Origin of the sequence: Parvibaculum sp., assembly GCF_045863935.1 — a bacterium.
Lineage (GTDB): Bacteria > Pseudomonadota > Alphaproteobacteria > Parvibaculales > Parvibaculaceae > Parvibaculum.
This window is the reverse complement of the sequence record NZ_BTVP01000009.1, coordinates 61,618-86,566: the sequence shown is the minus strand read 5'-3', so window position 1 is coordinate 86,566 and position 24,949 is coordinate 61,618. Positions and strand designations below refer to the sequence as shown.

Below are 24,949 nucleotides of genomic sequence, written 5' to 3'. Positions count from 1 at the left end.
GGGGTGCCTTAGTGGCCGCGCATCACCGCGCGCGCTTCCTCTTCGGAGAGCGGCTCGCGCTTCAGCGGCCAGATATATTCGAACACCGCGACCAGCGCCGGCAGCAGCGTCACCGCGCCCACCATGTTCACGATGAACATGAAGGTGAGCAGCAGACCCATATCCGCCTGGAACTTGAGCGCGGAGAAGGCCCAGGTGCTGACACCGATGGCGAGCGTGCCGCCGGTGAACATGGTCGCCGAGCCGACGTCGTAGAGCGCCTGCAGATAGGCCTCGTGCGGCGTCTTGCCCATGCGCATGTAGCGCTGCATCCGGTTGTACTCGTAGATGCCGTAGTCGACGCCGATACCCACCGCGATGGCGAGCACGGGCAAGGTCGAGATCTTGAGACCGATGCCGAAGGCTGTGAGGAACCAGTCGCCGATGATGGTCGACAGGATCAACGGCAGCACGACGCACAACGCACCGCGCCACTCGCGATAGGTCAGGATGACGAGCGTCATCACGAGCGCATACACGTAGAGCAGCATGGGCAGCTCGGACTTGTGCACGATCTCGTTCGTCGCCGCCACGATCGGCACGTTACCCGTACCGATGCGCAGGTTGAGACCCGGATACTCGTTCTGGGCGATGTAGGATTCGAGTTCCTCGACGACGTGCTTCACCGTCCCGGCCTTCGTATCCTTGATGAAGATGGCAACCGCGGCAGTCGAGCAGTCCGGATTCACGATGCCCGACGAACTGCCGATGCTCGACGTCGCCTGGGCAAGGGCGGCCGAATTGCGCGGCAGGTTCTGCCACTTCGGATTGCCTTCCTGCCACATGCTGTTGATCTTGCGCGCGAGCACCGGAAGGCTGATGACCGACTGCACACCATCGACGTTGCGCATGTGCCAGCTGAACTTCTCGAGATAGTGCATCTTGTCGTAGTCGACGCAGACCACGCTGTCCGACTCGACGATCACGGTGAGCACGTTCAGGCCGAGGCTGAATTTCTCGGCGATATACCGGCTGTCCTGATTGTAGCGGGCGTCGGGCCAGAGTTCGCCCGCACCGGCATGCACGTCGCCGATCTGCTTGTCGCGCGCCTCGTAGAAACCGATGCCGCCGACGATAAGACAGACGATGACGAAGGGGAACGCGATCGGCGGCGTCGCAATCCGCGACAGCGCGGGCCAGAGCTTGGCGCGCGTATCCATCGCCTTGCGGACTTTCGCGCCATACTCTTCTTCCGGCGGCGCCACATAGGACACCAGCAGCGGCAGCATGATCAGGTTCGAGATGATCTTGAAGCCGATACCGATCGAGGCCGTGATCGCGAGCTCCTGGATCATGCCGATCGGAATGATGTAGAGCGTCGCAAAGCCCGCCAGCGTCGTCAGAAGGGCGATCAGGCCCGGGCGGAGCAGGAAGGTGAAGGTCGCACGCGCGGCCTTGTTCTTGTCGAGGCCAGCGGCCATTTCCGCGCCGACCATGTTGATCTGCTGCACGCCATGGCTGACACCGATGGCGAAGACGAGGAACGGCACCAGCACGCCGAGCGGATCGAGGCCGAAGCCGAGAATGCTCAGAAGACCGAACTGCCAGACCACCGAGCTGAGCGAGGCGCCGACCGTCACCACCGTGAGCACCCAGGAGCGGCAATAGAGCCAGAGCATGAAAGCCGTGAGGCAGAAGGCGATGGAGAAGAAATACACCACCGAGGAGGCGCCGTCGGCGATGTCGCCGACCAGCTTCGCGAAGCCGACGATCTTAACGTCGGTGTCTTCGGAGACGTATTTATCGCGCAGCGTGGTTTCGAGCTTGGCCGCGACTTCGAAATAGTCGAGACGCTGCTGCGTCTCGGGATTGAAGTCGAGCAGTTCGGCGCGGATCATCGCGGAGCGGAAATCGACCGACACGAGACGTCCGACAAGGTCGGCGCGCAACGTATTCTGCATCACCGTGTCGATATCTTCGGGCTCGCCCGCGAAGTTCGCGGGGATGACGTCGCCCGCTTCGAGACCTTCCTCGGTCACCGCGATGAAGCGCGTGTTGGGCGTCCACAGCGAAGTCACCGTGTGGCGCGCCACGCCCGGGATGTAGAAGAGATCCTGGGTCGCGTCGTTCAGCGTGTAGAGGAAGTCTTTCTGGAAGATGTCGCCTTTTTTGTTCTCGATGACGACGAGAATGCGGTTACCGCCACCGAACCCTTCGGAATATTCGAAGAAGGTTTCGATATAGGGGTGGCCGATCGGGAGCATCTTCGTGAAGCCTGCATCCATCCTCAACTGGGATGCGAACACGCCCATGATCACCGTGAAGACGAGAAGCGCCAACAGGATGACGGCACGCAGGCCGAACACGAGATTTTCAATACGCTGCAAAATAACCTCCCCTTGGGAATGCACTCTTTTGCACGGGAGTGCTTCGAAGGCTTGCTTGTGACACCGGAGCTTTCAGCTCTTCTTGTCGTTACTGTCGTTCGATGTTGCGCTGCCGGAGTGGACTTTCCGTCTCGTTTCCAACCGCGCCGGCGACCCCGAGGCTTGCGCCCTTTCGCCGTTATTCTTGTTTCAGACAGATCGCAATCGACTCAACGCCATCGCGACCGCCTCAGCCGGTTCTCTCCGGCGGGGCGGGGATAGCGCCTTTTCGTAAAAATCGCAATCTGGCCACCCTCTCGGGCGGGCACTCAATTATCATGACATGTCGCTTTGGCACAGCCTAATTGTCCAGAAAATGAATGAACAAACTCAGTCATGACGGGCAAAACATCGAATCTGCACCTATCCTGTGCATTGTGCCTGCCGGCGCAGCTTGCGTCCGAGGCGCCGCCGTTGGTTAATACGGCGCGCCGCTCCGCATCCCCCCGGCTGCCGGCGGATGCGCTGTCATGCCTCGCGAAGCAGCGGGGCAACCGCGCTATAAGGGTTCCGGTAATAAAGGGGATTCCATGCCGCCCATGCTTGAGCGACGGGCCACTGGCCGAACCGCATTCGCCGCCGCCCTTGCCGTTGCCGCTCTCGTTGCGCTCGGCCTTTATTACTGGTTTGTCATTCTTGCGCCCGAATTGCCCGACGGCATTGCCGCGTCGAACGGTCGCATCGAGGCCGAGCAGGTCGACGTCGCCACCAAATATGCAGGCAGGATCGAGGAAGTGCGCGTCGACGAGGGCGACTTCGTGACGGCAGGACAGATCCTCGCCTGGATGGACGACGCCCAGATGAAGGCCGTGATCGCCGCCGCGACGGCCGAGGTCCGCCGGGCCGTGGACAAAACGCCACCGGCCTTCGCCGGGATCGCGCAGCGCGAGGCCGAACTCGACCTTGCCCGCCGCGAACTCGGCCGGGCGGAACGGCTGAGCAGGAGCGGCCACATTCCGACCGAGCAGCTCGACCAGCGCCGCGCCCAGTTCCGCACCGCCGAAGCCGCCCTGAAGACGGCGACCGCGAACCGCGCCGCCGCGGACGCCACCATCGCGGCCGCGAAGGCCAACCTCTCCCGCCTGCGTGACATGCTGGACGATACGGTGCTGAAGGCGCCACGCTCGGGCCGCGTGCAGTACCGCCTGGCCGAGCCCGGCGAGGTGCTGGCCGCCGGCGGCCGGGTGCTCACCCTGCTCGATATCGGCAATGTCTACATGACGATCTTTCTGCCCGCCGCCGAGGCAGGCCGCCTTGCCATTGGCGAAGAAGCCCGGATCGTGCTCGACCCGATCCCCGGCTACGTGATCCCGGCGCATGTGAGCTTCGTGTCGAGCGATGCGCAGTTCACGCCCAAGGCCGTCGAAACGCGCGAGGAACGCGAGAATCTGATGTTCCGGGTGAAGCTCAACATCGACGCCGAGCTTCTCGCCCGGGTCGAGGAACGGGTGAAGACGGGGGTCCGCGGCGTCGGCTATGTGCGCACGCTTGCCGGAACGGAGTGGCCGGACAACCTCGCCGTGAAGCTGCCTCCGATCGCCCAGCCGCGCGACAGCGAGACGGGCGGGAGCACTGGCGAGGCGGAATGAACACCCGCCCCGGCAACGCCTGGCCGGAAGGTCCCGCCGCCGCGCAGGTGAGCGGACTTATTCATCGCTATGGTGACAAGCTCGCCCTCGACAATGTCACCCTGTCGATCCCGGCGGGCTGCATGGCGGGGCTGATCGGTCCCGACGGCGTCGGCAAATCGACGCTGCTCGGCCTGCTGGCGGGCGTCAGGCGCATCCAGTCCGGCGGCATCATGGTGCTCGGCGGCGACATGAAGAACCCCGCGCATCGCAGCCAGTGCCACACACGCATCGCCTATATGCCGCAAGGGCTCGGCAAGAACCTCTACCCGACACTGAGCGTGGTGGAAAATCTTGATTTCTTCGGGCGGCTTTTCGGCCTCGGCCCCGCGGCGCGAAAGGAGCGGATCGCCGAACTGCTCGCCGCGACCGGCCTGGCGCCCTTCCCCGACCGCGCCGCGGGCGCTCTTTCGGGCGGCATGAAGCAGAAGCTCGGGCTCTGCTGCGCCCTCATCCACGATCCCGACCTCCTGATCCTCGACGAGCCGACGACGGGCGTCGATCCCTTGTCGCGGCGCCAGTTCTGGGAGCTGATCGGCACCATCCGCGCGCGGCGCCCGCAAATGAGCGTGCTCATCGCAACCGCCTATATGGAAGAAGCCGAGCGCTTCGACTGGCTGGCCGCGATGGATGACGGGCGCGTGCTTGCGACGGGAGCGCCTGCCGATATCCGCGAGGCAGCGGGCAAGGAAACGCTCGAGGCGGCCTTCATCGGCCTGCTGCCGGAGGAAAAGCGCGCCCGCCACAAGCCCGTACATGTGCCGCCGCGCGCCGCCCATGATGGCGAGCCCGCCATCGAGGCGACCGACCTCACCCGCCGCTTCGGCGAGTTCGTGGCGGTGGACGCCGTGAACTTCCGCATCGACCGCGGCGAGATATTCGGATTTCTGGGCTCGAATGGCTGCGGCAAGACGACGACAATGAAGATGCTGACGGGCCTGCTGCCGGCGAGCGCGGGCACGGCGCGGCTGTTCGGCAAGCCGCTCGATGCGCGCGACATGGCAACGAGACGGCGCGTCGGCTACTTGTCGCAGAGTTTCTCGCTCTACGAGGAACTGACGGTTCGCCAGAACCTCGACCTCCACGCGGAACTCTTCCACATTCCGAAGGAACGCCGCGCGGCGCGCGTGCGCGACATGCTGACGAGCTTCGACCTCGAGGAGGTCGCGGATGCAAGCCCCGACGGATTGCCGCTCGGCATCCGCCAGCGCCTGCAACTAGCCGTCGCCGTGATCCACGATCCGGAAATCCTCATCCTCGACGAGCCGACATCCGGCGTCGATCCGATCGCGCGCGACCAGTTCTGGCAATATCTGATCGATCTCTCGCGCAACCACGGCGTGACGATCTTCATTTCCACGCATTTCATGAACGAGGCGGAGCGCTGCGACCGCATCTCGCTGATGCATGCAGGCCGCGTGCTCGCGGTAGGCGAGCCGCACGAACTGTCGAAGGAGCGCGGCGAGACGACGCTTGAAGAAGCCTTCGTCGATTACCTGCGCGAAGCGGCGGATCTTCCGGAGTTTCGCTCGGACCCCGTGCCGCAGGCTGAAGATATCGCACCGGCAGAAGCGGCGCCCGAGGCCGGACCGCACAGGCGTTTCTTCAGCACACGCCGCCTCTGGGCCTATACGCGGCGGGAGACGACGGAAATTCTGCGCGATCCGGTGCGCCTTGCCTTCGCGCTCATCGGACCGCTCATCCTGCTCGTGACGCTCGGCTACGGCATTTCCTTCGACGTCGAGAATATTCCCTATGCCGCGTTCGACCAGGATCGCTCGCTGGAAAGCCGGACGCTGCTGCAGGAACTCGAGGGCTCGCGCTACTTCGAGGAAAAGACCGAAATCCGAAGCACCGCGGAGCGCTACCACCGCCTCCAGAGTGGCGACATCACGCTTGCCATCGAAATTCCCGAAGGCTATGGCCGCGATCTTCTGGCCGGACGGAGCCCCGAAATCTCGCTCATGGTCGCAGGTTCGAACCCGTTCCGCGCCGAGACCGCGCTCGGCTATGGCGAAGCGATCATCGCGCGCTATGCCGACGAGCAGCGCCGTCTTCAGCCGATGCCTGTTGCGGATGCCGCCTTCGGCATCGAGACGCGCTTCCTTTTCAACCAGGCCTTCAAGAGCGTCTTCGCCATCGTACCCGGCGCCTACATGCTGCTGATGATGCTCATTCCCGCGATCATGACGGCCGTCGGCGTCGTCCGGGAAAAGGAAATGGGGTCGATTGCAAACTTCCGGGCAACGCCGGTGACGCGGCTGGAATTTCTGCTGGGCAAGCAGCTTCCTTATGTGGCGCTCGCCTTTGTAAGCTTTCTCATGCTGCTGCTGATGGGGCTTTTTCTGTTTCGCGTTCCCGTGCAGGGCTCGCTCCTGGCGCTTCTCGCCGGCGCCGCGCTCTATGTGTTCGCCTCCACGGCCTTCGGACTTCTCATCTCGTCATTTGTGAAAAGCCAGATCGCCGCGCTCTTTGCGACCGCCATCGTCGCCATGACGCCGACGGTGAATTTCTCGGGCATGCTGACGCCGGTCTCGACGCTCGAAGGCGCATCGCGCCACATGGGCAAGTTCTTTCCGTCGTCGTGGTTCCAGCAGATCAGCTCAGGCGCGGTGACCAAGGGTCTCGGTTTCGCCGACCTGTGGAATGCACATGTGGCGCTCGCGCTTTTCTGCATCGTCTTTCTGATGGCGGCGCGCTTCGCGCTGCGCAAGCAGGAGAAGTGACGTGGCCGCCCGGGGAGATTTCGCATTGCTGCGCAGCCTGCTCAACATCGCAAGGCTCGGCGTCAAGGAACTGCGCTCGCTCCGCTCGGACCCCGTCCTCGTCTTCCTGATCGTCTATGCGTTTTCCTTCGGCATCTATGAAGTCGCGACCGGCGTGAAGTTCGAGGTGTCGAACGCCTCCGTCGCGATCATCGACGAGGACCGCTCGCCCCTGTCGCGCCAGATCGCGGCCGCTCTCCTGCCGCCCTACTTCCAGTATGCCGAGCAGATCGGTGCGGAGGGCGCGGACGAAGCGCTCGATGCCGGGGACTATGTCTTCATTCTCGACATACCGCCGCATTTCGAGCGCGACCTCCTGTCGGGAAAGACGCCGACGCTGCAACTCAACGTCGATGCGACCGCCATGTCGATGGCCGGAACGGGCGCAAGCTACATCCAGAGCATCGTGACGGAGGAAGTGACCCGCAGCCTTCGCACAACCGGCAAGACGACGAAGGCGGAAGCCGAACTCGTCGCGCGGGCGCTCTTCAATCCCAATCTCGATTCCGTTCCCTTCACGTCGGTGATGGAGGTGATCAACAACATCACTCTCCTGTCGGTTATTCTCGCGGGCGCCGCGCTCATTCGGGAGCGCGAGCACGGTACGCTCGAACATCTGCTCGTCATGCCGGTGACGGCAATCGAGATCATGTCCTCCAAGCTCTGGGCGAACGGGCTCGTGATCGTGATGGCGGCGACGCTCTCCCTCATCCTCGTGGTCGAGGGCGTGCTCGGCGTGCGGACATCCGGCTCGCTCGCCCTCTTTATCGCCGGCGCGCTTCTCTACCAGTTCTCCGTAACGGCGCTCGGCATCCTCCTCGCCACCTTCACGAATTCCATGGCCCAATACGGGCTCCTCGTCATGCCCGTCCTCATATTGATGCAGTTGCTGTCCGGCTCCTCGACGCCGCTCGAAAGCATGCCGGTCTGGCTCCAGAACACGATGCAGATATCCCCCTCGACGCATTTCGTCGCCTTTTCCCAGGCGATTCTCTACCGCGACGCGGGCGTGGCGATCATCTGGCCACAGCTCGCGATCATGGCTGGCATCGGAGCGGTATTTTTCTTTATCGCTCTCGCTCGCTTCCGCCGGGCGATTTTGCGCGGCTGAGCAAGGAGAAAGCTGCATTACGGATGTGACATTTTGCAGCGCGGCAAGCTGGCCGGTACTTGTTTATCCGCACAAGTGATATGGTCTTGGGGCTGGGTACGGAGGGGTTGAATCGGCACATGCGCTATCTGACCACCGACGCTATCCGGCATGAAGGCAACGCACATAAGGATAGCGTGACATGGCGGTTTCAGGCGCGCCGGGCTCGAACCTTCCCGGCACGATGACCTCTTCGGCTTGGGCCGTAGCTGGGTCTCTCATCGCGGGGACGATTCTCTCCATCATAATCGCCGCCAAGGCACAGGACGCGCCGATGGCCGTCCATGCCTGGCTCTTCGCCTTCGCCTTCGCGGCGGGCGTGATGGTGCTGGGACAGCGCCATCTCAACGCCACGACGCATGGCGGTGCGCTCGAAGACGACGGCACGGGCTATAATGACGGCGTGGTGAAGGCTGGCGCCATCGCGACCCTCTTCTGGGGCGTCGCGGGCTTCCTGGTTGGCGTCGTGATCGCCTTCCAGCTCGCCTTCCCCTTCCTCAATCTGGACACCGCCTTCACGAATTTCGGCCGGTTGCGGCCACTTCACACCTCGGCGGTGATCTTCGCTTTCGGCGGCAACGCGCTGATCGCGACCTCCTTCTACGTCGTCCAGCGCACCTGCCGCACGCGGCTTGCGGGCGACGTCGCCCCCTGGTTCGTCTTCTGGGGCTACAACCTCTTCATCGTCGTGGCCGCGACCGGCTACCTGATGGGCGTTTCCCAGTCCCGCGAATATGCCGAACCCGAATGGTACGCCGACCTCTGGCTCACCATCGTCTGGGTGGTCTATCTCCTTGTCTTCCTGGCGACGCTCGCCAAGCGCAAGGAGCCGCATATCTACGTCGCGAACTGGTTCTATCTCGCCTTCATCGTGACGATCGCGATGCTCCATATCGGCAACAATCTTGCGATCCCGGAAAGCTTCACCTCGTCGAAGAGCTATTCGCTCTTCCCCGGCGTGCAGGACGCGCTGATCCAGTGGTGGTACGGCCATAATGCGGTGGGCTTCTTCCTGACCGCCGGCTTCCTCGGCATGATGTACTACTTCGTGCCGAAGCGCGCCGAACGGCCGGTCTATTCCTACCGCCTGTCGATCGTCCATTTCTGGTCGCTGATCTTCCTCTACATCTGGGCGGGCCCGCACCATCTGCACTTCACGGCGCTGCCCGACTGGGCGCAGACGCTCGGCATGACCTTCTCGATCATGCTGTGGATGCCTTCATGGGGCGGCATGATCAACGGCTTGATGACGCTGTCGGGCGCATGGGACAAGCTGCGCACGGACCCCGTGATCCGCATGCTGGTCGTCTCCGTCGCTTTCTACGGCATGTCGACCTTCGAAGGCCCGGTCATGTCGGTGAAGGCGGTGAACTCGCTTTCCCACTACACCGACTGGACGATCGGTCACGTGCATTCGGGCGCGCTCGGCTGGGTCGGCTTCGTCTCTTTCGGCGCCATCTACTGCCTCATCCCCTGGCTCTGGAAGCGCGAGCGGCTCTATTCGATGGCCCTTGTGAGCTGGCACTTCTGGATCGCCACCATCGGCATCGTTCTCTACATCACCGCGATGTGGGTGTCGGGCATCCTGCAGGGACTGATGTGGCGCGCCTATGACGCGCAGGGCTTCCTCGAATACTCCTTCGCGGAGACGGTCGCCGCAATGCATCCCTTCTATGTCATCCGCGCGCTTGGCGGCGTGCTCTTCCTCGTTGGCGCTCTGATCATGGTCTACAACTGCTGGATGACCATCAAGGGACGCGTCCGCGAAAGCGAGCCCCTGCCCGCCCCGGCGCCTGCCGGCGCCATGCCGCAACCCGCCGAGTGAGGAGCAAAGGTCATGGCAAAAAAGTTCTCGCATGAAACGATCGAAAAGAACTCGATCCTGCTCCTCGTCCTCACCCTGGTCGTCGTGGCGATCGGCGGACTGGTCGAAATCGTTCCGACCTTCCTGATCAAGAGCACGATCGAGGATGTGGACGGCGTACGCCCCTACAGCCCGCTCGAACTCGCCGGCCGCAACATCTATCTGCGCGAAGGCTGCTACACCTGCCACAGCCAGATGATTCGTTCGCTCCGCTCCGAGGTCGAACGCTACGGGCACTACTCGCTGGCGGCGGAAAGCAAGTACGACCACCCCTTCCAGTGGGGCTCGAAGCGCACGGGACCGGACCTTGCCCGCGTCGGCGGCAAATATTCCGATGAGTGGCACAGGCTGCACATGGAAGACCCCCGCGCCGTGGTGCCGGAATCGGTCATGCCGGGCTACCCCTTCCTCGCCAGCACGCCGCTCGATTACCGCAATACGAGCAAGGGCCTCTCGGCGCTTGCGATGGCGGGCGTGCCCTATGCGCAGGAAAATATCGAGAACGCCCGCGCCGATCTCGAGGCACAGGCCACGCCCGACGCCGACACGGAAGGGCTGATGCAGCGCTATCCGAAGGCCGTCGCGCGCGACTTCGACGGCAACCCGGCGATGATCTCGGAACTCGATGCTCTTGTCGCCTACCTGCAGATGCTCGGTACGCTCGTGGACTTCAATGCCTACGAGAATGCGGACTTCAAGCAATAGGAGCGCGCCTTGGATAGCGAGACCACCTATTCGCTGGTGAGAACCTGGTTCGGAACGGGCGGGCTCATTCTCATGGTGGTGCTTTTCACCGCCGTGCTGGCCTACGCCCTCTGGCCGGCGAACAAGAAGAAATTCGACCGTATGGCGAATCTGCCCCTCGAGGACAAGGATCCCGAGGATAGCCAGAAGAAGGACACGGAGACCGGACAATGAGCGAGAAGCACAAGGACGACGTGACCGGCGTCGAGACGACCGGCCATTCCTGGGACGGGATCCGCGAGTTGAACAACCCGCTGCCGAAATGGTGGGTCTACACCTTCTATGTTTGCATCCTCTGGTCCTTCGCCTACTGGGTAGTGATGCCCACCTGGCCCTACCTCACGGGGGACGGCTGGACCTATACGAAGGGCGTGATCGGCTATGAGCAGCGCAATGTCGTGACGAACGAACTCGCGGCTGTCGCCGAGGGCCGCTCGGGTGCGATAGAACAGATCGCAACCATGCCGCTCGAAGAGATCGCCAACGACCCGGCGCTGATGGAAGTCGCGCTCGGCGCCGGCAAGGCCGCCTTTGGCGACAATTGCGCACCCTGCCACGGCTCGGGCGCGCAAGGCTCCAAGGGCTTCCCGAACCTCAATGACGACGACTGGATCTGGGGCGGCACGCTGGACGACATCCACACGACGCTCCAGCACGGTATCCGCTGGGACGCCGACGACGAGACCCGCCTCAACGCGATGATGGCCTATGGCCGGGACGGCATTCTGAACCGCTCGGAAATCTCCGATGTGGCGGAATACGTGTTGCTCCTGTCGGGCCAGCCCCATGACGGCGAAGCAGCCGTCCGCGGCACGGCGGTCTTCGAAAGCCAGTGCGTCGCCTGCCACGGCGATGCAGGCACCGGCAATCGCGAACTCGGCGCGCCGAACCTGACGGATGCGATCTGGCTCTATGGCGGCGACAGGGCGTCCATCGTGGAAACCGTGTCAAACGGCCGCAGCGGCGTCATGCCAGCTTGGGGAACGCGCCTCAATGAAGGCACCATCCGCTCGCTGACGCTCTTTGTTCACTCCCTCGGCGGCGGCGAGAAGTAATACCGCCGGACCAATCGGGCGGAACGCTTCTCGGCGTTCCGCCTCCGGGGACCAGATCCTCGAGTACACCAATGACAGATACCGCCACGACCCTCGAACGTCTTGCGGCCGAAGCCGCGGCAACGGCGGGCGCAAGCCCCCACGGCGAGGAAGGCGAGCGCTACACAGCCGTCAATTCGGAGAAGAACCGCCCGCTCTATGCAAGCCGGGTGAAAGTCTATCCGAAGCTCGTGCACGGCACCTTCCGCCGCCTGAAATGGCTGGTGATGGCGATAACGCTGACAATCTACTACGTCACGCCCTGGCTGCGCTGGGACCGGGGACCGAACCTCCCCGACCAGGCGGTGCTGCTCGATTTTCCCGCGCGGCGCTTTTACTTCTTCTTCCTCGAAATCTGGCCGCAGGAATTCTACTACGTCACGGGCCTCCTCATTCTGGCGGCCCTCGGCCTCTTCCTCGTGACGAGCGTCGCCGGCCGCGTCTGGTGCGGCTATGCCTGCCCGCAGACGGTCTGGACCGATCTCTTCATCCATGTCGAACGCTTCTTCGAAGGCGACCGCGCCAAGCGCATCCGCCTCGACAAGTCGTCCTGGAGCGCGGGCAAGCTGGCGCGCAAGGCGGGAAAGCACCTGACCTGGGTCCTGATCGCGCTGGCAACGGGCGGCGCCTGGGTCTTCTATTTCGCCGACGCGCCGACGCTGGCCAGCCAGTTCCTGACCTTCGACGCCCCTTCCGCCGCCTATCTCTTCGTCGGCCTCTTCGCCCTGACGACCTATCTGCTCGGTGGCATCGCGCGCGAGCAGGTCTGCATCTATATGTGCCCCTGGCCGCGCATTCAGGGCGCGATGTTCGACGAGGAATCGCTCCTCGTCAGCTACAAGGAAGATCGCGGCGAGACGCGCGGCCCGCACAAGAAAGGCGCGAGCTGGGAAGGACGCGGCGATTGCATCGATTGCGGGCAATGCGTTGCCGCCTGCCCCATGGGCATCGACATCCGCGACGGCATGCAGCTCGAATGCATTCAGTGCGCGCTCTGCATCGACGCCTGCGACGAGATCATGGACCGGGTGGAGCGTCCCCGCGGCCTCATCGCCTATGACACTTTCCGCAACCAGGAGCGCCGCCGCGCGGGCGAGACCCCCCGGCTCAGCATCCTGCGGCCGCGCACGATCCTTTATTCCGTGGTGCTGGCGCTCGTCGCCGCGATCATGCTCGTGGCGCTCAGCAACCGCACGACGCTCGACGTCAGCGTGCTCGCCGACCGTAACCCGCTCTTCGTGCGGCTGTCCGACGGCTCGATCCGCAACGGCTATCAGGTCAAGATCGTCAACAAGGAGCATTCCGAGCGCATTTTCCGCGTCTCGATTGACGGCCTGGAAGGCGCTATCCTGACCCGGCCGGCGCTCGCGGGCGAGGACACGGCAACGGTTATCGTCGAAGCCGACAAGCTGGAAAACGCCCGCTTCTTCGTCAGCCTGCCCGCCGATCTCGCAGCGGCGATCAAAGGCGGAGAAGCCGATTTCGACTTCGTGGTTACCGACACCGAAAGCGGCAAGATCGCGACAAGATCGACAACCTTCCGGGGGCCTGGGAAATGAGCATGGAAAACAGCGACTACCGCCCCTCGGAGCGCTTCGGCAAGATCACCGGCAGGCATGTGCTGACGGGCTTCCTCCTCTTCTTTGCCGTCGTCTTCGGCGCGAACGGGCTCATGGTCTATGGAGCGCTGTCGACATTCGACGGCGTGGAGAAAGAAGGCGCCTATCAGAAAGGCCGCGCCTATAACGACGTGCTTGAACGCATGGAAGCGCAGCGCCAACTCGGCTGGACGGCGGCAATCGCCGCCGATCCCCTCCCCGGCGCCGGCAACCGCACGGCGCTCAACGTCTCTTTCGCCGACGCAGGCGGCACACCCGTTTCCGGGCTCACTGTGCAGGGCACCTTCTGGCGCCCCGTTGTGTCCGGCGAGGACGCCCGCTTGAAACTCGTCGAAACGGCGCCCGGCCGCTACGAAGGCGTCTTCGATCTGAAACACGCAGGCAACTGGCTCGTGCGCATTGCGGCGAGCGGCAAGAAGGGCGAAACCTTCGTCGAGGAAAAGCGCGTCGTCATACGCGACTGAGGACCCAATGAGCGAAGCCGCGACAGCGCAAGAGAGACCGGGTATCGACCCCGATCTTTTCGTGCGCAAGACCGAAGAAGGTCTTGCCCGCCTCGACCTCGTGGTCGCCGGCATGCATTGCGCGGGCTGCCTGCGCAAGGTGGAAGGCGCGCTGAAAGGACTTGGCGGCGTCGAATATGCGCGCGCCAATCTTTCGACAAAGCGCGTCGCGGTGCGCTGGGACCCGGCGCGTCTCAAGGCGAGCGCGGTCATCCGCGCGCTTGCGGACACCGGCTTCACCGCCGTTCCCTTCGATCCCAAACTCATCGGCACGCTCGACGACCGCGAAAGCCGTTCGCTCCTGAAGGCGCTCGGCGTTGCGGGCTTCGCCGCCGCCAACGTCATGCTCGTCTCGGTCTCCGTCTGGTCCGGCCTCGTATCCGACATGGACGAGACGACGAGAAGCTTCTTTCACTGGGTGTCGGCGCTGATCGCCCTTCCCGCGATCGCTTATGCGGGCCAGCCCTTCTTCCGCTCGACGCTGAGGGCGCTCCGGGCGAAGAGCATGAACATGGACGTGCCGATCGCGCTCGCCGTCATCCTTGCGACGACGATGAGCCTCGTCCAGACCATGGTGAATGCGCGCCATGTCTATTTCGACGCAAGCGTGACGCTGCTCTTTTTCCTGCTGATCGGACGTTATCTCGACGTGCAGGCGCGCGCCAGGGCCTGCTCGGCGGCGGAGAACCTGCTCGGGCTTCGCGCGACCGCGGCAACGCTGATCGCACCCGACGGCACGCATAAATCCATCGCCGTGGAGAACCTCGAACCCGGCATGAAGGTGCTGGTGGTTGCCGGCGCGCGCATTCCCGCCGACGGCGAGATCGTGACGGGAGCGAGCGAGATCGACACGAGCCTCGTCACCGGCGAGAGCGTGCCGGAACAGGTGAAGGCTGGCGCATCCGTCTTCGCCGGCACGCTCAATCTCGGCGCACCGCTCGTCATCCGCGTGACGAAACGCGACGATGATTCGCTCCTTGCCGAAATCGTGCGCCTGATGGAAACGGCCGAACAAGGCCGCGCGCGCTATGTCCGCATCGCCGACCGCGCCGCGCGCATCTATTCGCCTGCCGTCCACATCATGGCGCTGGCGACGCTGCTCCTCTGGTTCGCGCTCGGCGCGCATTGGGAGACGTCGCTCACCTACGCAATCTCGGTTCTCATCATCACCTGCCCCTGCGCGCTCGGGCTCGCCGTGCCCGTGGTGCAGGTCGTTGCGACGGGCCGTCTCCTCCGTCAGGGCGTTCTCGTGAAGGCGGCGGACGGGCTCGAACGGCTCGCACAGGCGGACACCATCGTCTTCGACAAGACGGGTACGCTGACGCTTGGGCGGCCGCGCCTCGTCAATGGCGACGAGATCGCCCGCGCCGATCTCGCACTGGGTGCGGCGATTGCAGCCGCAAGCCGCCATCCGCTTGCCGTCGCTCTTGCCGCTCACGGAGAAATGCTGCCGCACCCGCTTCTCGACGATATCCACGAGGAACCCGGCATGGGCCTCGAAGCGCGGCTCGGCAGCGAGGCGATCCGTCTCGGCAATGCCGACTACGCCAGCACCCGCGTCGCGCAGGGCCATGAACATGATGGGCATGGCGGCTCCGAACTCTGGCTGCGGCGCGGCAGCGACGAGCCGGTCCGTTTCCGCTTCGAGGACACACCGCGGCCCGATGCAAAGGACGTGATCGCCGCCCTCAAGGCGCGCGGCTTCGCCATCGAGCTCCTCTCGGGCGACCGCGAGCCCGCCGTGAAGCGCCTCGCCGATGAACTCGGCATCGCAAACTGGCGCGCCGCCGCCCGGCCCGCAGCGAAGATCGCCCGGCTGGAAGAGCTGGCCGCGGAAGGCCGCAAGGTCGCCATGATCGGCGACGGCCTCAACGATGCGCCGGCGCTTCGCGCCGCTCATGTCTCGCTGTCGCCGGCCGATGCCGCCGATGTGAGCCAGACGGCGGCCGACTTCATCTTCCAGGGCGCGAAGCTCGCGCCCATCGTCGAAGCCGTGGATGTCGCGCGGAAATCCCGCCGCCTCGTCTTCGAGAATTTCGGTCTGGCACTTGCCTATAACGCGGTTGCCGTGCCTCTCGCGGTCGCGGGCTTTGTCACACCGCTCGTCGCCGCGATCGCCATGTCGAGCTCGTCCATCACGGTGACGCTGAACTCGCTACGGCTCAACCTCGCGCAACGGCGAGCGCTTTCGCGCGAAGCCTCATGAATATCCTGATCTTCCTCGTGCCCGCAGCGCTGCTGCTCGGCCTTCTCGGCCTTGTCGCCTTCCTCTGGTCGCTGAGGTCCGGGCAATATGACGACCTCGAAGGCGCGGCCGAACGCATCCTTTATGACGATGACAAGCCGGACAATGACGGGCCGGACGATGACAGGCGCAGGGACTAGGCGTCGTCTCCCACCAGCGCGCGCTGCGCATGCCAGGTTGCATGACCGAGCAGCGGGAAGATCACCGCAAGGCCCAGAAACCAGGTCGCGATTCCGAAGGCAGTGAGGAGCGCCACAATCCAGGCCCAGAGCAGCATCGGCCAGAAGTTGAGCCGCACCGCGCGGATGCTCGTCGTCACCGCCGTTACCGCATCAATGTCGCGGGCGAGGAGCAGCGGCACGGAAATCGCGGAAATCGCGAAGACGGCAAAGGCGATCGCCCCGCCAACCACCGAGCCGATGACCAGCATGGCAAGCCCGCGCTGTGTGAGAAGCAGCATGGGCGCGAAATCGGAAAGCGGCGGTATGCCGATGGCCCCGAAAAAGACGGCAAAGAGCCAGCCCGCAACCTGAAGCCAGATGAGCATTGCGCCTGCAAGCATGGCGCCGACGAAAGCAAGCTGCGAAATGTTGCGGCTCGAAACGAAAGCGACATCGGACAGTTGCACCGGCAGGCCCGCTTCGAGGCGGCGGCTCGCCTCGTAGAGCCCGACGGCGAGCATCGGGCCGACGAGAAGGAAACCCGCCGCCATGACCGGTACCAGCGCGCTGAGGTTGGCAAAGAGGAGCACCGCCACGAGCGAAAGCGAGGCCAGCAGAAATGCGATGCCATAGGTCAGGCTGATCGCAGGAACGGTGCGCATGTCCGCCCAGCCCGCCTCGAGCCAGCGCCAGGGCTGATCGGGACGAATGCGGCGAACCACGGGCTCCACGCCTGCGGCACCCGTCACTCCCGTATTTCCTGCCGGAACGCCCATCGCCAGCCCCTCCCAAAGCAAAACCATCAGCTGCAACATGCTAGCCTTGGAACGTCCCTCCCGTCCATGTGGGATTGCGCCGCGAATGGCTCTCAAAGACGTGAGCCGATGTGAAAGGCGGGAACGATGGTTTCAGCCTACATTACGCTCTGACATCTGGACCTTGATCCACATCAAAGGAGCTCGAAGGCCCATGCGCTTCCTGCTTTCGCTCGCCCTTGCCTTCGCCATGCTCGTGAGCGGCGCATCCGCCCAAACGGAACCGGAAAAGGCCACGGCCGTGGCGATCTTCGCCGGGGGCTGCTTCTGGTGCATGGAACCGCCCTTCGACAAGACCGACGGCGTGATCGGCACAACCTCCGGCTATACGGGCGGAACGGTCGCCAATCCGAGTTATGAGGAGGTTTCGCGCGGCAGGACGGGCCACGCCGAGGCAGTGAAGGTCGTCTACGATCCCGCGAAGGTGAGCTACGAGGAACTGCTGCACATCTTCTGGCGCAACATCGATCCGTTTCGCAAGGATGCGCAGTTTTGCGACGTGGGGTCCCAATACCGTTCGGCGATCTTCTATCTCGACGCGGAACAGAAGAAGCTGGCGGAGAAGTCGAAGGAAGAGTTCGAGAAGTCGGAGCGCTTTTCGCAGCCCTTCGTGACGGAAATCGTGGAGGCAGGGCCCTTCTTTCCGGCCGAGAAATATCATCAGGACTACTACGTGAAGAATCCTAACCGCTACACCTACTACCGCTGGAGCTGCGGGCGCGATGAGCGGCTCGAGCAGGTCTGGGGCAGCGAAGCGGGCGGGCATTGAGGAGGACAGCATGATGTCACGACGCAGATTTCTGGGCGGAACCGCCGTTGCGGGCGTGCTCGCGGCCGCCGGAGCGGCGCTGCGCGGCGGCAGTGCGGATGCGGCGGAAAAAGATTCCTTCGAAGTGACCAGGACGAAGGCCGAATGGAAAGAACTGCTGACGCCCGAGCAATATTATGTGCTTCGGGAGCACGGCACCGAACGGCCCGGATCGAGCCCGCTCAACAAGGAAAAGCGCAGCGGCACGTTCCACTGCGCCGGATGCGACCTCGCCCTCTTCTCTTCGCAGACGAAGTATGAAAGCGGCACCGGCTGGCCGAGCTTCTATGCGCCGCTCGACAATGCGGTCGGCACGTCGGAAGACCGGAGCTTCTTCATGACGCGCATCGAGGTTCACTGCCGACGCTGCGGCGGCCATCTCGGCCATGTGTTCGACGACGGCCCGCCGCCGACCGGAAAGCGCTATTGCATGAACGGGGTGGCGATGACCTTCGAACCGGCCAGCCCGGCCTAAGGCCCGGAACGGCGCTTCGCGTCCCGCAACGCATCTTCGAGCGCACGGAGAAAGCGCGAGCGGTCCTCCCTGGAAAAGGCGGGGCCGCCACCCTTGGACTGCCCGGTCTCCCGCAACTCCCGCATCAGATCGCGCATGGCAAGCGCCATCCCGATACTGTCCCTCGTGAAGGGCCGCCCGTCATGGCCGAGCGCCGCCGCCCCCCTTTCGAGCGCGCGGGAGGCGAGCGGGATATCGCCCGTCACCACGATATCGCCCACGCTCGCCCGCTCCGCGATCCAGTCATCCGCCGCATCCGGCCCTTCCGGCACGACAACCTGCCGCACGAGCGGATGGCCGGTCGGCCGCATGCCGCTATTGCTGACGATATGGACGGGCACGCCATGGCGCTCGGCGACGCGCACAACCTCCTCCTTCACCGGGCAGGCATCGGCATCGACATAAATCTCGGTCACCTGTTCTTCATTCCCTGACTGCATTCGGATGCGGACGATGATAGCTTCCCCGCGTGAACGACACTTCCGGAAAATCTTCCCCGCGCCCGCTCGCCGCAATTATCGGCGGCGGCCCGGCGGGCCTCATGGCGGCAGAGCGGCTTGCGCCCCTCGCCGACGTCCATCTTTTCGATGCCATGCCTTCGCTCGGCCGGAAATTCCTTCTTGCCGGCAAGAGCGGGCTCAACATCACGCATGGTGAGGACCTCGAAACCTTCCTGACCCGCTTCGGCGCAGCGCGAGAGAAACTCGAGCCCGCGCTGAGAGCCTTCACGCCAAACGATATCAGGGCATGGGCCGCCGAACTCGGGATCGAAACCTTCGAGGGAAGCTCCGGCCGCGTCTTTCCCGTCATGATGAAGGCGTCGCCCCTGTTGCGGGCCTGGCTCCGGCGGCTTGACGAAAGCGGCGTCATCTTCCACGCGCGCCACAAATGGCAGGGCTGGACCGGGGACGGCGCGCTTCGCTTCGGGACGCCCGGCGGCGAAGTTACCTTCATGGCGGACGCGACCGTGCTCGCACTTGGCGGCGCAAGCTGGCCGCGCCTCGGCGCCGATGGAAGCTGGACACCGTTTCTGTCCGCGCGCGGCGTGGAAGTTGCCCCCTTCCGCCCCTCGAATTGCGGCTTCGACGTCGCATGGAGCGATCACATGAAGGAGCGCTTCGCGGGCGCCCCCGTCAAGTCCGTGGTGCTCGCCTTCGCCGGCGAAAGCGTGAAGGGCGACGTCGTGGTGACGGAGAACGGCATCGAGGGAAGCGCTGTCTATGCGCTCTCCGCCGCGCTTCGCGATGCCATGGACCGCGGCGGACAGGCGACGCTCACGATCGATCTCGCGCCGGACATGGACCTCGCCCGCCTCGAAACAGCACTTGCCGCGCCGCGAGGCAAGAATTCCATCGCAAATCATCTGCGGAAGAAGGCGCATATAGACGGCGTGAAAGCCGCCTTGCTGCGGGAGGCGGCAGACAAGGCGGCGTTCGAAAGCCCCTCGTCGCTCGCCCGCACGATCAAGCAACTACCTCTGAGGCTCGAGCGCCCGCGGCCCATCGCCGAATCGATCAGCGCCGCAGGCGGCATCCCGTTCGGCGAACTCGACGAAAGCTTCATGCTGAAGAAATGTCCAGGCGTCTTCGCCGCCGGTGAAATGCTCGACTGGGAAGCACCGACCGGCGGCTACCTGATTTCCGCCTGCCTTGCCACGGGACGCGCGGCGGGCGAAGGCGCCGTGCGCTGGCTCAAGCGTTCTTGACCAGCATGCCGCCATCGACCGGGATCGCCACCCCGTTGAGATAGGAGGACGCCGGAAGGACGACGCTGAGCGTCACATGCGCCACCTCCTCAGGAAGCCCGTAGCGCCGAAGCGGCACGCGGCGCTTCGCGAAAATCTCCTTGTGCTCGTCCGGGATGCCTTGCGTGATGCCGGTGCGGATCGGACCGGGGCAGATGCAGTTGGCCGTCACACCTTCGCGGCCAAGCTCGACCGCAAGCGCCCGCGTGAGACCGATGACGCCGTGCTTCGCCGCCACATAAGGCGAATTTCCGGGCGTCGCGCCGAAGCCTTCCGTCGATGCCACATTGACGATCCGTCCCTCGCCCGATTTTTTCAGCATGGGCAGCGCCACACGAACGAAGCGCATATGCGCGGTGAGCATCACGTCGAGCGCGAGCGTCCATGTGTCTTCATATCCGGGCTCTCCGATCCCGTGGAAGGTCGCAAGGCCCGCATTGTTGACGAGGATGTCGAGCCCGCCGAAGCGCTCCCCGACCTCTTTCACCACGCGGATAATGCCCTCCCCGTCGGCAACATCGAGGGCCCATCCCGCCGCTTCGCCGCCCGCGGCTTCGATCTCCTTCACAACCGCATCCACCCGGTCCTGTTTCAGATCGATGACGGCGACCTTCGCGCCTTCATCCGCGAAAACATGCGCGGTGGCGCGCCCCATGCCGCTTGCCGCACCCGTGACGAGCGCGACCTTTCCCTTGATCGAGCGGCTGAGTTTTCTGACGGGCTCCATCGATCGTCTCCTCTTTCCCAAAATCTTCATTGGCAGAAGACTAGCGAAACCGGAGCAGGCAAGCGAGATTGAACCTTGACCCATTTCACGCGTTTCACCGGAGCTCCGCGCTTCCCTTGCGGCAGCCATTTCGAGATACAACCATGACCATTACGCTGGAACAGGCAATCGCGCTCGCCGCAGAGGCCCATGAGGGAGAACGGGACAGGAAGACGGGTGAGCCTTACATCTTCCACGTGATGCGCGTGACCATGTCCGTGACGGAAGAGAGGGAACGGATCGTCGCGGCGCTTCATGATGTTGTCGAGCATGCGGAGGGGTGGACTTTCGAACGTCTTCGGGAAGCGGGCGTGCCCGAAAAGATCGTTGCGGCCGTCGACGCGCTGACGCGCCGAGACAACGAGGACTATCTCGATTTCGCCCGCCGCGCCGCCTCAAACCCGCTTTCACGCGCGGTGAAAATCGCGGACCTGCAGGACAACCTTCAAGCTGTACTGCAGACCACGCCTCCGCAGGAGCGGGAGGAGAAGGCGCGGAAATACCGCGACGCATTGCGCCTTATCGGCGCCTAGCCATTCTATTCAAGCGTGAACGCCAGCTTCAACTTGACCTGATAGTGGCCAACCTTGCCATTTTCGACATGGCCGCGCGTTTCCACCACCTCGAACCAGCGCAACTCCCTGAGCGTCTTGCTCGCCTTCCCGATGGCATTGCCGATGGCACCCTCGATGCTCTCCGGCGAGGAGCCGACGACCTCAATCACCCTGTAGACATGTTCTGACATTGGCGGATGCCTCCATTTGTTCCGTATCGGGCCGGTTTGTCCGTTCCGCAGGAAGATGGAGCGGCGGGCCCTTTGGGCAAGGGTGATGCCGTCGCGATGCGGAAAACATGGCCATGAGCGGCAACCTTTGGCAGACTGGGAACGCAACCGCGAGACAGGCACCGGACCAAGGGAGGCGCCGAATGAACCGCGCGATGCGATCCGCGCTCTATGCGACACTGGCGATCGTCGGCGCCATGCTGCCGGGGCTCGGCCTTTCTCAGACGAACGCGCCTGCGGCGGAGGATGCCTCTCCACCGCTTGCGCTCGTCTCGACGATCGAAGGCGCGATCGGTCCCGCCACCGCGCGCCAGATCGCGATGGCGATCGAGACTGCCGAAGAGCGCCGCGCGGACGTCCTCATCCTCCGGATCAACACGCCTGGCGGCCTCGTGACATCGACGCGCGACATTGTGAGCGACATCCTCGCATCCGATGTACCCGTGGCAGGTTATGTCTGGCCGGGCGGAGGCCACGCCGCCAGCGCCGGCACCTACATTGTCTATGCGACAGGTATTGCTGCGATGGCGCCGGGCACGAATATCGGCGCCGCCACACCGGTAACAATGGGCGGCATGCCCGGCACGCCGCAGCAACCGCCAGGACAGGAAAAGAAAGGCGACGATGGCGGCACCCCCTCCAATGAGCAGGCCCTTTCGAAGAAGGCGACGAACGACGCCGTCGCGCTGATCGTGAGCCTCGCCGAAACGCATGGCCGCAATGCCGAATGGGCCGAAGCGGCCGTACGCGAAGGCGAAAGCATCGGCGCAAAGAAGGCACAGGAGCTTGGCGTGGTCGAGCTCGTTGCGCCAAGTCTCGAAGACCTTCTGAGCAAGATGGACGGACGCGAAGTTCTCGCGAACGGCAAGCCGGTCACGCTGTCGACGGCCGGGGCGTGGATCGAGCATCTGGAGCCGGGCTTCATGACGGAACTTCTCGCGCTCATCAGCAACCCGAACGTCGCCTTCCTGCTCATGATGATCGGCGTCTATGGCATCATTTTCGAACTCTCCAACCCGGGCAGTTTCGGTCCCGGCATTCTCGGCGCGATCTGCCTGTTGCTCGGTCTCTATGCGCTGAACCAGTTGCCGCTCGACTATACGGGCGCGGCGCTCATCGTCTTCGGTCTTGTGCTGATGGGGGTCGAAGCCTTTACGCCGACATTCGGCATTGCAGGATTTGGCGGCTTGGTCGCATTCATTTTCGGTGCCGCCATTCTCGTCGATAGCGACACGCCCGAGTTCCAGCTTTCCTGGTGGACCATCGGAACGACCGCACTTGCGAGCGCGGTTCTGCTGATTTTTCTCGTCGGCTACACCTGGCGCGCACTACGCCGACCGGTCGCGACGGGTGCAGAGCAATTGCAAGGGGCGGAAGCGCGCGTCCTCGAATGGGCGAACGGCGAAGGCTATGTGCATGTGCACGGCGAACGCTGGCACGCGCGCGGGCCCGCGGATCTCGCCCCGCAAGCGACGGTGCGCATCGAGAAGATGGACGGGCTGACGCTCGTCGTGAGCTGAGCCGCGCGGCGGCCGGCATCCAACCCACAAGGAAGGAAGGCCCATCATGGGAGGTTTGGCATTCTACGTTCTGGCGGCGGTACTCATCGTCGCTTTCTTCGCCTCCGCGATCCGTATTCTGCGCGAATACGAGCGCGGCGTCGTCTTCACCCTCGGCCGCTATACCCGGATCGCAGGCCCCGGCTTCATCATCCTGATCCCGGTGATCCAGCAGATGGTGCGCGTCGACCTCCGAACTTTCGTCGAGGATGTGCCGACGCAAGATGTGATCTCGCGCGACAATGTGTCGGTGAAGGTGAACGCGGTGCTCTATTTCCGGATCGTCGATCCGGAACGCGCGATCCTGCAGGTCGAAAACTACATGGAAGCGACGAGCCAGCTGGCGCAGACGACGCTTCGCTCCGTCCTCGGCAAGCATGAACTCGACGAGATGCTGGCCGAGCGCGACAAGCTCAACGCGGACATTCAGGCCATCCTCGACGAGCAGACGGACGCGTGGGGCATCAAGGTCGCCAATGTCGAGATCAAGCATGTCGACATCGACGAGAGCATGGTGCGCGCGATCGCCAGGCAGGCTGAGGCCGAACGCTTCCGCCGCGCGAAGATCATCAACGCCGAAGGCGAGCAGCAGGCAGCGGAAAAACTCGTGGAAGCAGGCCGCATTCTCGGCGGCGACCCCCGCGCGATGCAGCTTCGCTATTTCGCCGCCCTCCACGACATTGCAGGCGACAAGTCGAACACCATCGTCTTCCCCATGCCGCTCGACTTGATCGAGGGCCTGAAGGCCAGCACCAAGGTGTGAGCCCGTCCGGCGGAGCGTGACCCGCTCCGCCGGCGCTCCGGTCACGGACAGTCCGTGAAATTCACGCACACCCCGATCCCTCCAAAAAGGTTCGATCCCCGCTCGCGGGAAAGCGCCGTCTCCCTGAATAATGCAACCCGCTGCAACGACCGATATGAGTCGCAACGGGAGGCGGGATGGGCGAGATCACTTACGTTTCCGGATGGCGGAAGCGCGACGTAAAAATCGAAAAGGACGCCATCGCCACATGGCGCGCATACGATGCGATGCCCGAGGGCGTATCGCCGGAGGAGCGGGCGCACGAAATCTGCTGCCTCGCCTATGACGGAGACGCCGTTGCCGGCATTTCGACCGTCGAGATAAAGCCATGCCGTCCCTTGCGGAACAAGCTCTTCGGCTATCTGCGCGTCTTCACCCTTCCCGACTACGAGCAACAGGAAATCGCGATCGGACTCGCGATCAACTGCCGCGACACGCTGGAAGCATGGGCGCTCGAGCATCCCGGCGAAAAGCTTTGCGGCATGGCGGCCATCTACCAGTCGCCGAAACTCGGACCGACACCTGTCGGCAAGTCCGGCCTGACGCTCATCGGATATACGCCGCAAGGCTTTCAGCACCGCGTTGTCTGGTTCCCTCACATTCGCCTGTAATAAAAATGAGGTACACGGAATGAACAATCCCGCCGGCGGCCGCGAAACGCGGTCCGACACCCATCTCTCCTATGCCGTGGTGGCATCGGGAACGCTGATCGCCATTGCGATCGTCGTTTCCGCACTGACCGGATCGGGCGGCAACGGGTTGATGCCGAACCCGCAGGGCGGCATCTGGATCGAGCGCAACAACGCGCTTTATCTCTGCCAGGCAAGGCCCGACGGACCCGCCCGCTGCGTGAACGCGGCGGACGGCACGACGCTCGCCTATGGGGATATCCCGCGCTGAAAAGGCCCGACTGTCACTGAAATGTCATCGTACCGTCACAAAGACAAGCCCGGCTCCGGCCGGGCTTTTTCTTGAGCAA

General features: G+C 63.9%; 24 protein-coding genes. 19 read left to right on the top strand and 5 right to left on the bottom strand.

Translation table 11 applies throughout. The annotated features are described in order from the left end of the window. Nucleotides 1–8: 8 nt before the first annotated feature. Nucleotides 9–2,366 (bottom strand): efflux RND transporter permease subunit, encoded by a 2,358-nt coding sequence (locus ACKUUH_RS05865; RefSeq protein ID WP_407948943.1) that lies wholly within the window; start codon nt 2,364–2,366, stop codon nt 9–11. Between the two features lie 578 nt (nt 2,367–2,944). On the opposite strand from ACKUUH_RS05865, the gene ACKUUH_RS05860 reads away from it, so the two are divergent. The 11 genes from ACKUUH_RS05860 to ccoS all read left to right on the top strand — a co-directional run bounded on the left by ACKUUH_RS05860 (nt 2,945) and on the right by ccoS (nt 16,157). Continuing rightward, on the top strand, nt 2,945–3,994 hold the full coding sequence (locus tag ACKUUH_RS05860) for an HlyD family secretion protein (RefSeq protein ID WP_407948942.1): 1,050 nt from the start codon (nt 2,945–2,947) through the stop codon (nt 3,992–3,994). Further along, on the top strand, nt 3,991–6,759 hold the full coding sequence (gene rbbA / locus ACKUUH_RS05855; protein WP_407948941.1) for a ribosome-associated ATPase/putative transporter RbbA: 2,769 nt from the start codon (nt 3,991–3,993) through the stop codon (nt 6,757–6,759). The genes ACKUUH_RS05860 and rbbA overlap by 4 nt, the downstream gene beginning before the upstream one ends. A gap of 1 nt (nt 6,760) precedes the next feature. Then, the gene (locus ACKUUH_RS05850) at nt 6,761–7,909 is read left to right on the top strand and encodes an ABC-2 transporter permease (RefSeq protein ID WP_407948940.1); all 1,149 of its coding nucleotides are present in this window, start codon (nt 6,761–6,763) and stop codon (nt 7,907–7,909) included. Nucleotides 7,910–8,090: 181 nt separating this feature from the next. Continuing rightward, entirely contained in the window at nt 8,091–9,773 is a 1,683-nt protein-coding gene (gene ccoN / locus ACKUUH_RS05845) for a cytochrome-c oxidase, cbb3-type subunit I (protein ID WP_407948939.1), read from the top strand. A 12-nt stretch (nt 9,774–9,785) separates the two neighbouring features. Further along, nucleotides 9,786–10,517: a cytochrome-c oxidase, cbb3-type subunit II gene (ccoO, locus tag ACKUUH_RS05840; protein WP_407948938.1), complete on the top strand. Its 732-nt coding sequence runs from the start codon at nt 9,786–9,788 to the stop codon at nt 10,515–10,517. Nucleotides 10,518–10,526: 9 nt separating this feature from the next. Further along, complete coding sequence (locus tag ACKUUH_RS05835) at nt 10,527–10,730, top strand: cbb3-type cytochrome c oxidase subunit 3 (RefSeq protein ID WP_407948937.1); 204 nt, start codon at nt 10,527–10,529, stop codon at nt 10,728–10,730. Further along, complete coding sequence (ccoP, locus tag ACKUUH_RS05830; RefSeq protein ID WP_407948936.1) at nt 10,727–11,611, top strand: cytochrome-c oxidase, cbb3-type subunit III; 885 nt, start codon at nt 10,727–10,729, stop codon at nt 11,609–11,611. The genes ACKUUH_RS05835 and ccoP overlap by 4 nt, the downstream gene beginning before the upstream one ends. A gap of 71 nt (nt 11,612–11,682) precedes the next feature. Next, entirely contained in the window at nt 11,683–13,209 is a 1,527-nt protein-coding gene (gene ccoG, locus ACKUUH_RS05825; protein WP_407948935.1) for a cytochrome c oxidase accessory protein CcoG, read from the top strand. Nucleotides 13,210–13,211: 2 nt separating this feature from the next. Next, nucleotides 13,212–13,733: a FixH family protein gene (locus ACKUUH_RS05820; RefSeq protein WP_407948934.1), complete on the top strand. Its 522-nt coding sequence runs from the start codon at nt 13,212–13,214 to the stop codon at nt 13,731–13,733. A 7-nt stretch (nt 13,734–13,740) separates the two neighbouring features. Then, nucleotides 13,741–15,978, top strand: a complete 2,238-nt coding sequence (locus ACKUUH_RS05815; RefSeq protein ID WP_407948933.1) for a heavy metal translocating P-type ATPase — start codon at nt 13,741–13,743, stop codon at nt 15,976–15,978. Then, nucleotides 15,975–16,157 (top strand): cbb3-type cytochrome oxidase assembly protein CcoS, encoded by a 183-nt coding sequence (gene ccoS, locus ACKUUH_RS05810; protein ID WP_407948932.1) that lies wholly within the window; start codon nt 15,975–15,977, stop codon nt 16,155–16,157. Before ACKUUH_RS05815 ends, ccoS begins: the two co-directional genes overlap by 4 nt. Here the strand turns inward: ccoS and ACKUUH_RS05805 are convergent. Further along, complete coding sequence (locus tag ACKUUH_RS05805; protein WP_407948931.1) at nt 16,154–16,927, bottom strand: DUF2189 domain-containing protein; 774 nt, start codon at nt 16,925–16,927, stop codon at nt 16,154–16,156. The genes ccoS and ACKUUH_RS05805 overlap by 4 nt on opposite strands. A gap of 220 nt (nt 16,928–17,147) precedes the next feature. Between ACKUUH_RS05805 and msrA the strand changes: the two genes are divergently transcribed. Further along, on the top strand, nt 17,148–17,762 hold the full coding sequence (gene msrA / locus ACKUUH_RS05800; RefSeq protein WP_407948930.1) for a peptide-methionine (S)-S-oxide reductase MsrA: 615 nt from the start codon (nt 17,148–17,150) through the stop codon (nt 17,760–17,762). A gap of 10 nt (nt 17,763–17,772) precedes the next feature. Beyond that, nucleotides 17,773–18,276, top strand: a complete 504-nt coding sequence (msrB, locus tag ACKUUH_RS05795; protein WP_407948929.1) for a peptide-methionine (R)-S-oxide reductase MsrB — start codon at nt 17,773–17,775, stop codon at nt 18,274–18,276. Here the strand turns inward: msrB and ACKUUH_RS05790 are convergent. Further along, entirely contained in the window at nt 18,273–18,731 is a 459-nt protein-coding gene (locus ACKUUH_RS05790; RefSeq protein WP_407948928.1) for a YaiI/YqxD family protein, read from the bottom strand. The two genes, msrB and ACKUUH_RS05790, sit on opposite strands and share 4 nt — an antisense overlap. Nucleotides 18,732–18,784: 53 nt before the next feature. On the opposite strand from ACKUUH_RS05790, the gene ACKUUH_RS05785 reads away from it, so the two are divergent. Further along, entirely contained in the window at nt 18,785–20,020 is a 1,236-nt protein-coding gene (locus ACKUUH_RS05785) for a TIGR03862 family flavoprotein (RefSeq protein ID WP_407948927.1), read from the top strand. Here ACKUUH_RS05785 and ACKUUH_RS05780 read toward each other — a convergent pair. Further along, a complete protein-coding gene (locus ACKUUH_RS05780; RefSeq protein WP_407948926.1) occupies nt 20,007–20,786 on the bottom strand; it encodes an SDR family NAD(P)-dependent oxidoreductase in 780 nt (259 codons plus the stop codon). The genes ACKUUH_RS05785 and ACKUUH_RS05780 overlap by 14 nt on opposite strands. 143 nt (nt 20,787–20,929) lie before the next feature. Here ACKUUH_RS05780 and ACKUUH_RS05775 point away from each other — a divergent pair, with 143 nt between their 5' ends. Continuing rightward, complete coding sequence (locus ACKUUH_RS05775) at nt 20,930–21,358, top strand: metal-dependent phosphohydrolase (RefSeq protein ID WP_407948925.1); 429 nt, start codon at nt 20,930–20,932, stop codon at nt 21,356–21,358. A gap of 5 nt (nt 21,359–21,363) precedes the next feature. On the opposite strand, the gene ACKUUH_RS05770 is transcribed toward ACKUUH_RS05775, so the two are convergent. Next, nucleotides 21,364–21,570, bottom strand: coding sequence for a dodecin (locus ACKUUH_RS05770; protein ID WP_407948924.1), 207 nt, complete (start codon nt 21,568–21,570; stop codon nt 21,364–21,366). Between the two features lie 182 nt (nt 21,571–21,752). On the opposite strand from ACKUUH_RS05770, the gene ACKUUH_RS05765 reads away from it, so the two are divergent. The 4 genes from ACKUUH_RS05765 to ACKUUH_RS05750 all read left to right on the top strand — a co-directional run bounded on the left by ACKUUH_RS05765 (nt 21,753) and on the right by ACKUUH_RS05750 (nt 24,870). Next, nucleotides 21,753–23,129: an NfeD family protein gene (locus ACKUUH_RS05765; protein ID WP_407948923.1), complete on the top strand. Its 1,377-nt coding sequence runs from the start codon at nt 21,753–21,755 to the stop codon at nt 23,127–23,129. A 46-nt stretch (nt 23,130–23,175) separates the two neighbouring features. Further along, nucleotides 23,176–23,931 (top strand): slipin family protein, encoded by a 756-nt coding sequence (locus tag ACKUUH_RS05760; protein ID WP_407948922.1) that lies wholly within the window; start codon nt 23,176–23,178, stop codon nt 23,929–23,931. A gap of 176 nt (nt 23,932–24,107) precedes the next feature. After that, nucleotides 24,108–24,581 (top strand): hypothetical protein, encoded by a 474-nt coding sequence (locus ACKUUH_RS05755; protein ID WP_407948920.1) that lies wholly within the window; start codon nt 24,108–24,110, stop codon nt 24,579–24,581. Nucleotides 24,582–24,600: 19 nt separating this feature from the next. After that, nucleotides 24,601–24,870, top strand: coding sequence for a hypothetical protein (locus ACKUUH_RS05750; protein ID WP_407948919.1), 270 nt, complete (start codon nt 24,601–24,603; stop codon nt 24,868–24,870). Nucleotides 24,871–24,949: the final 79 nt, after the last annotated feature.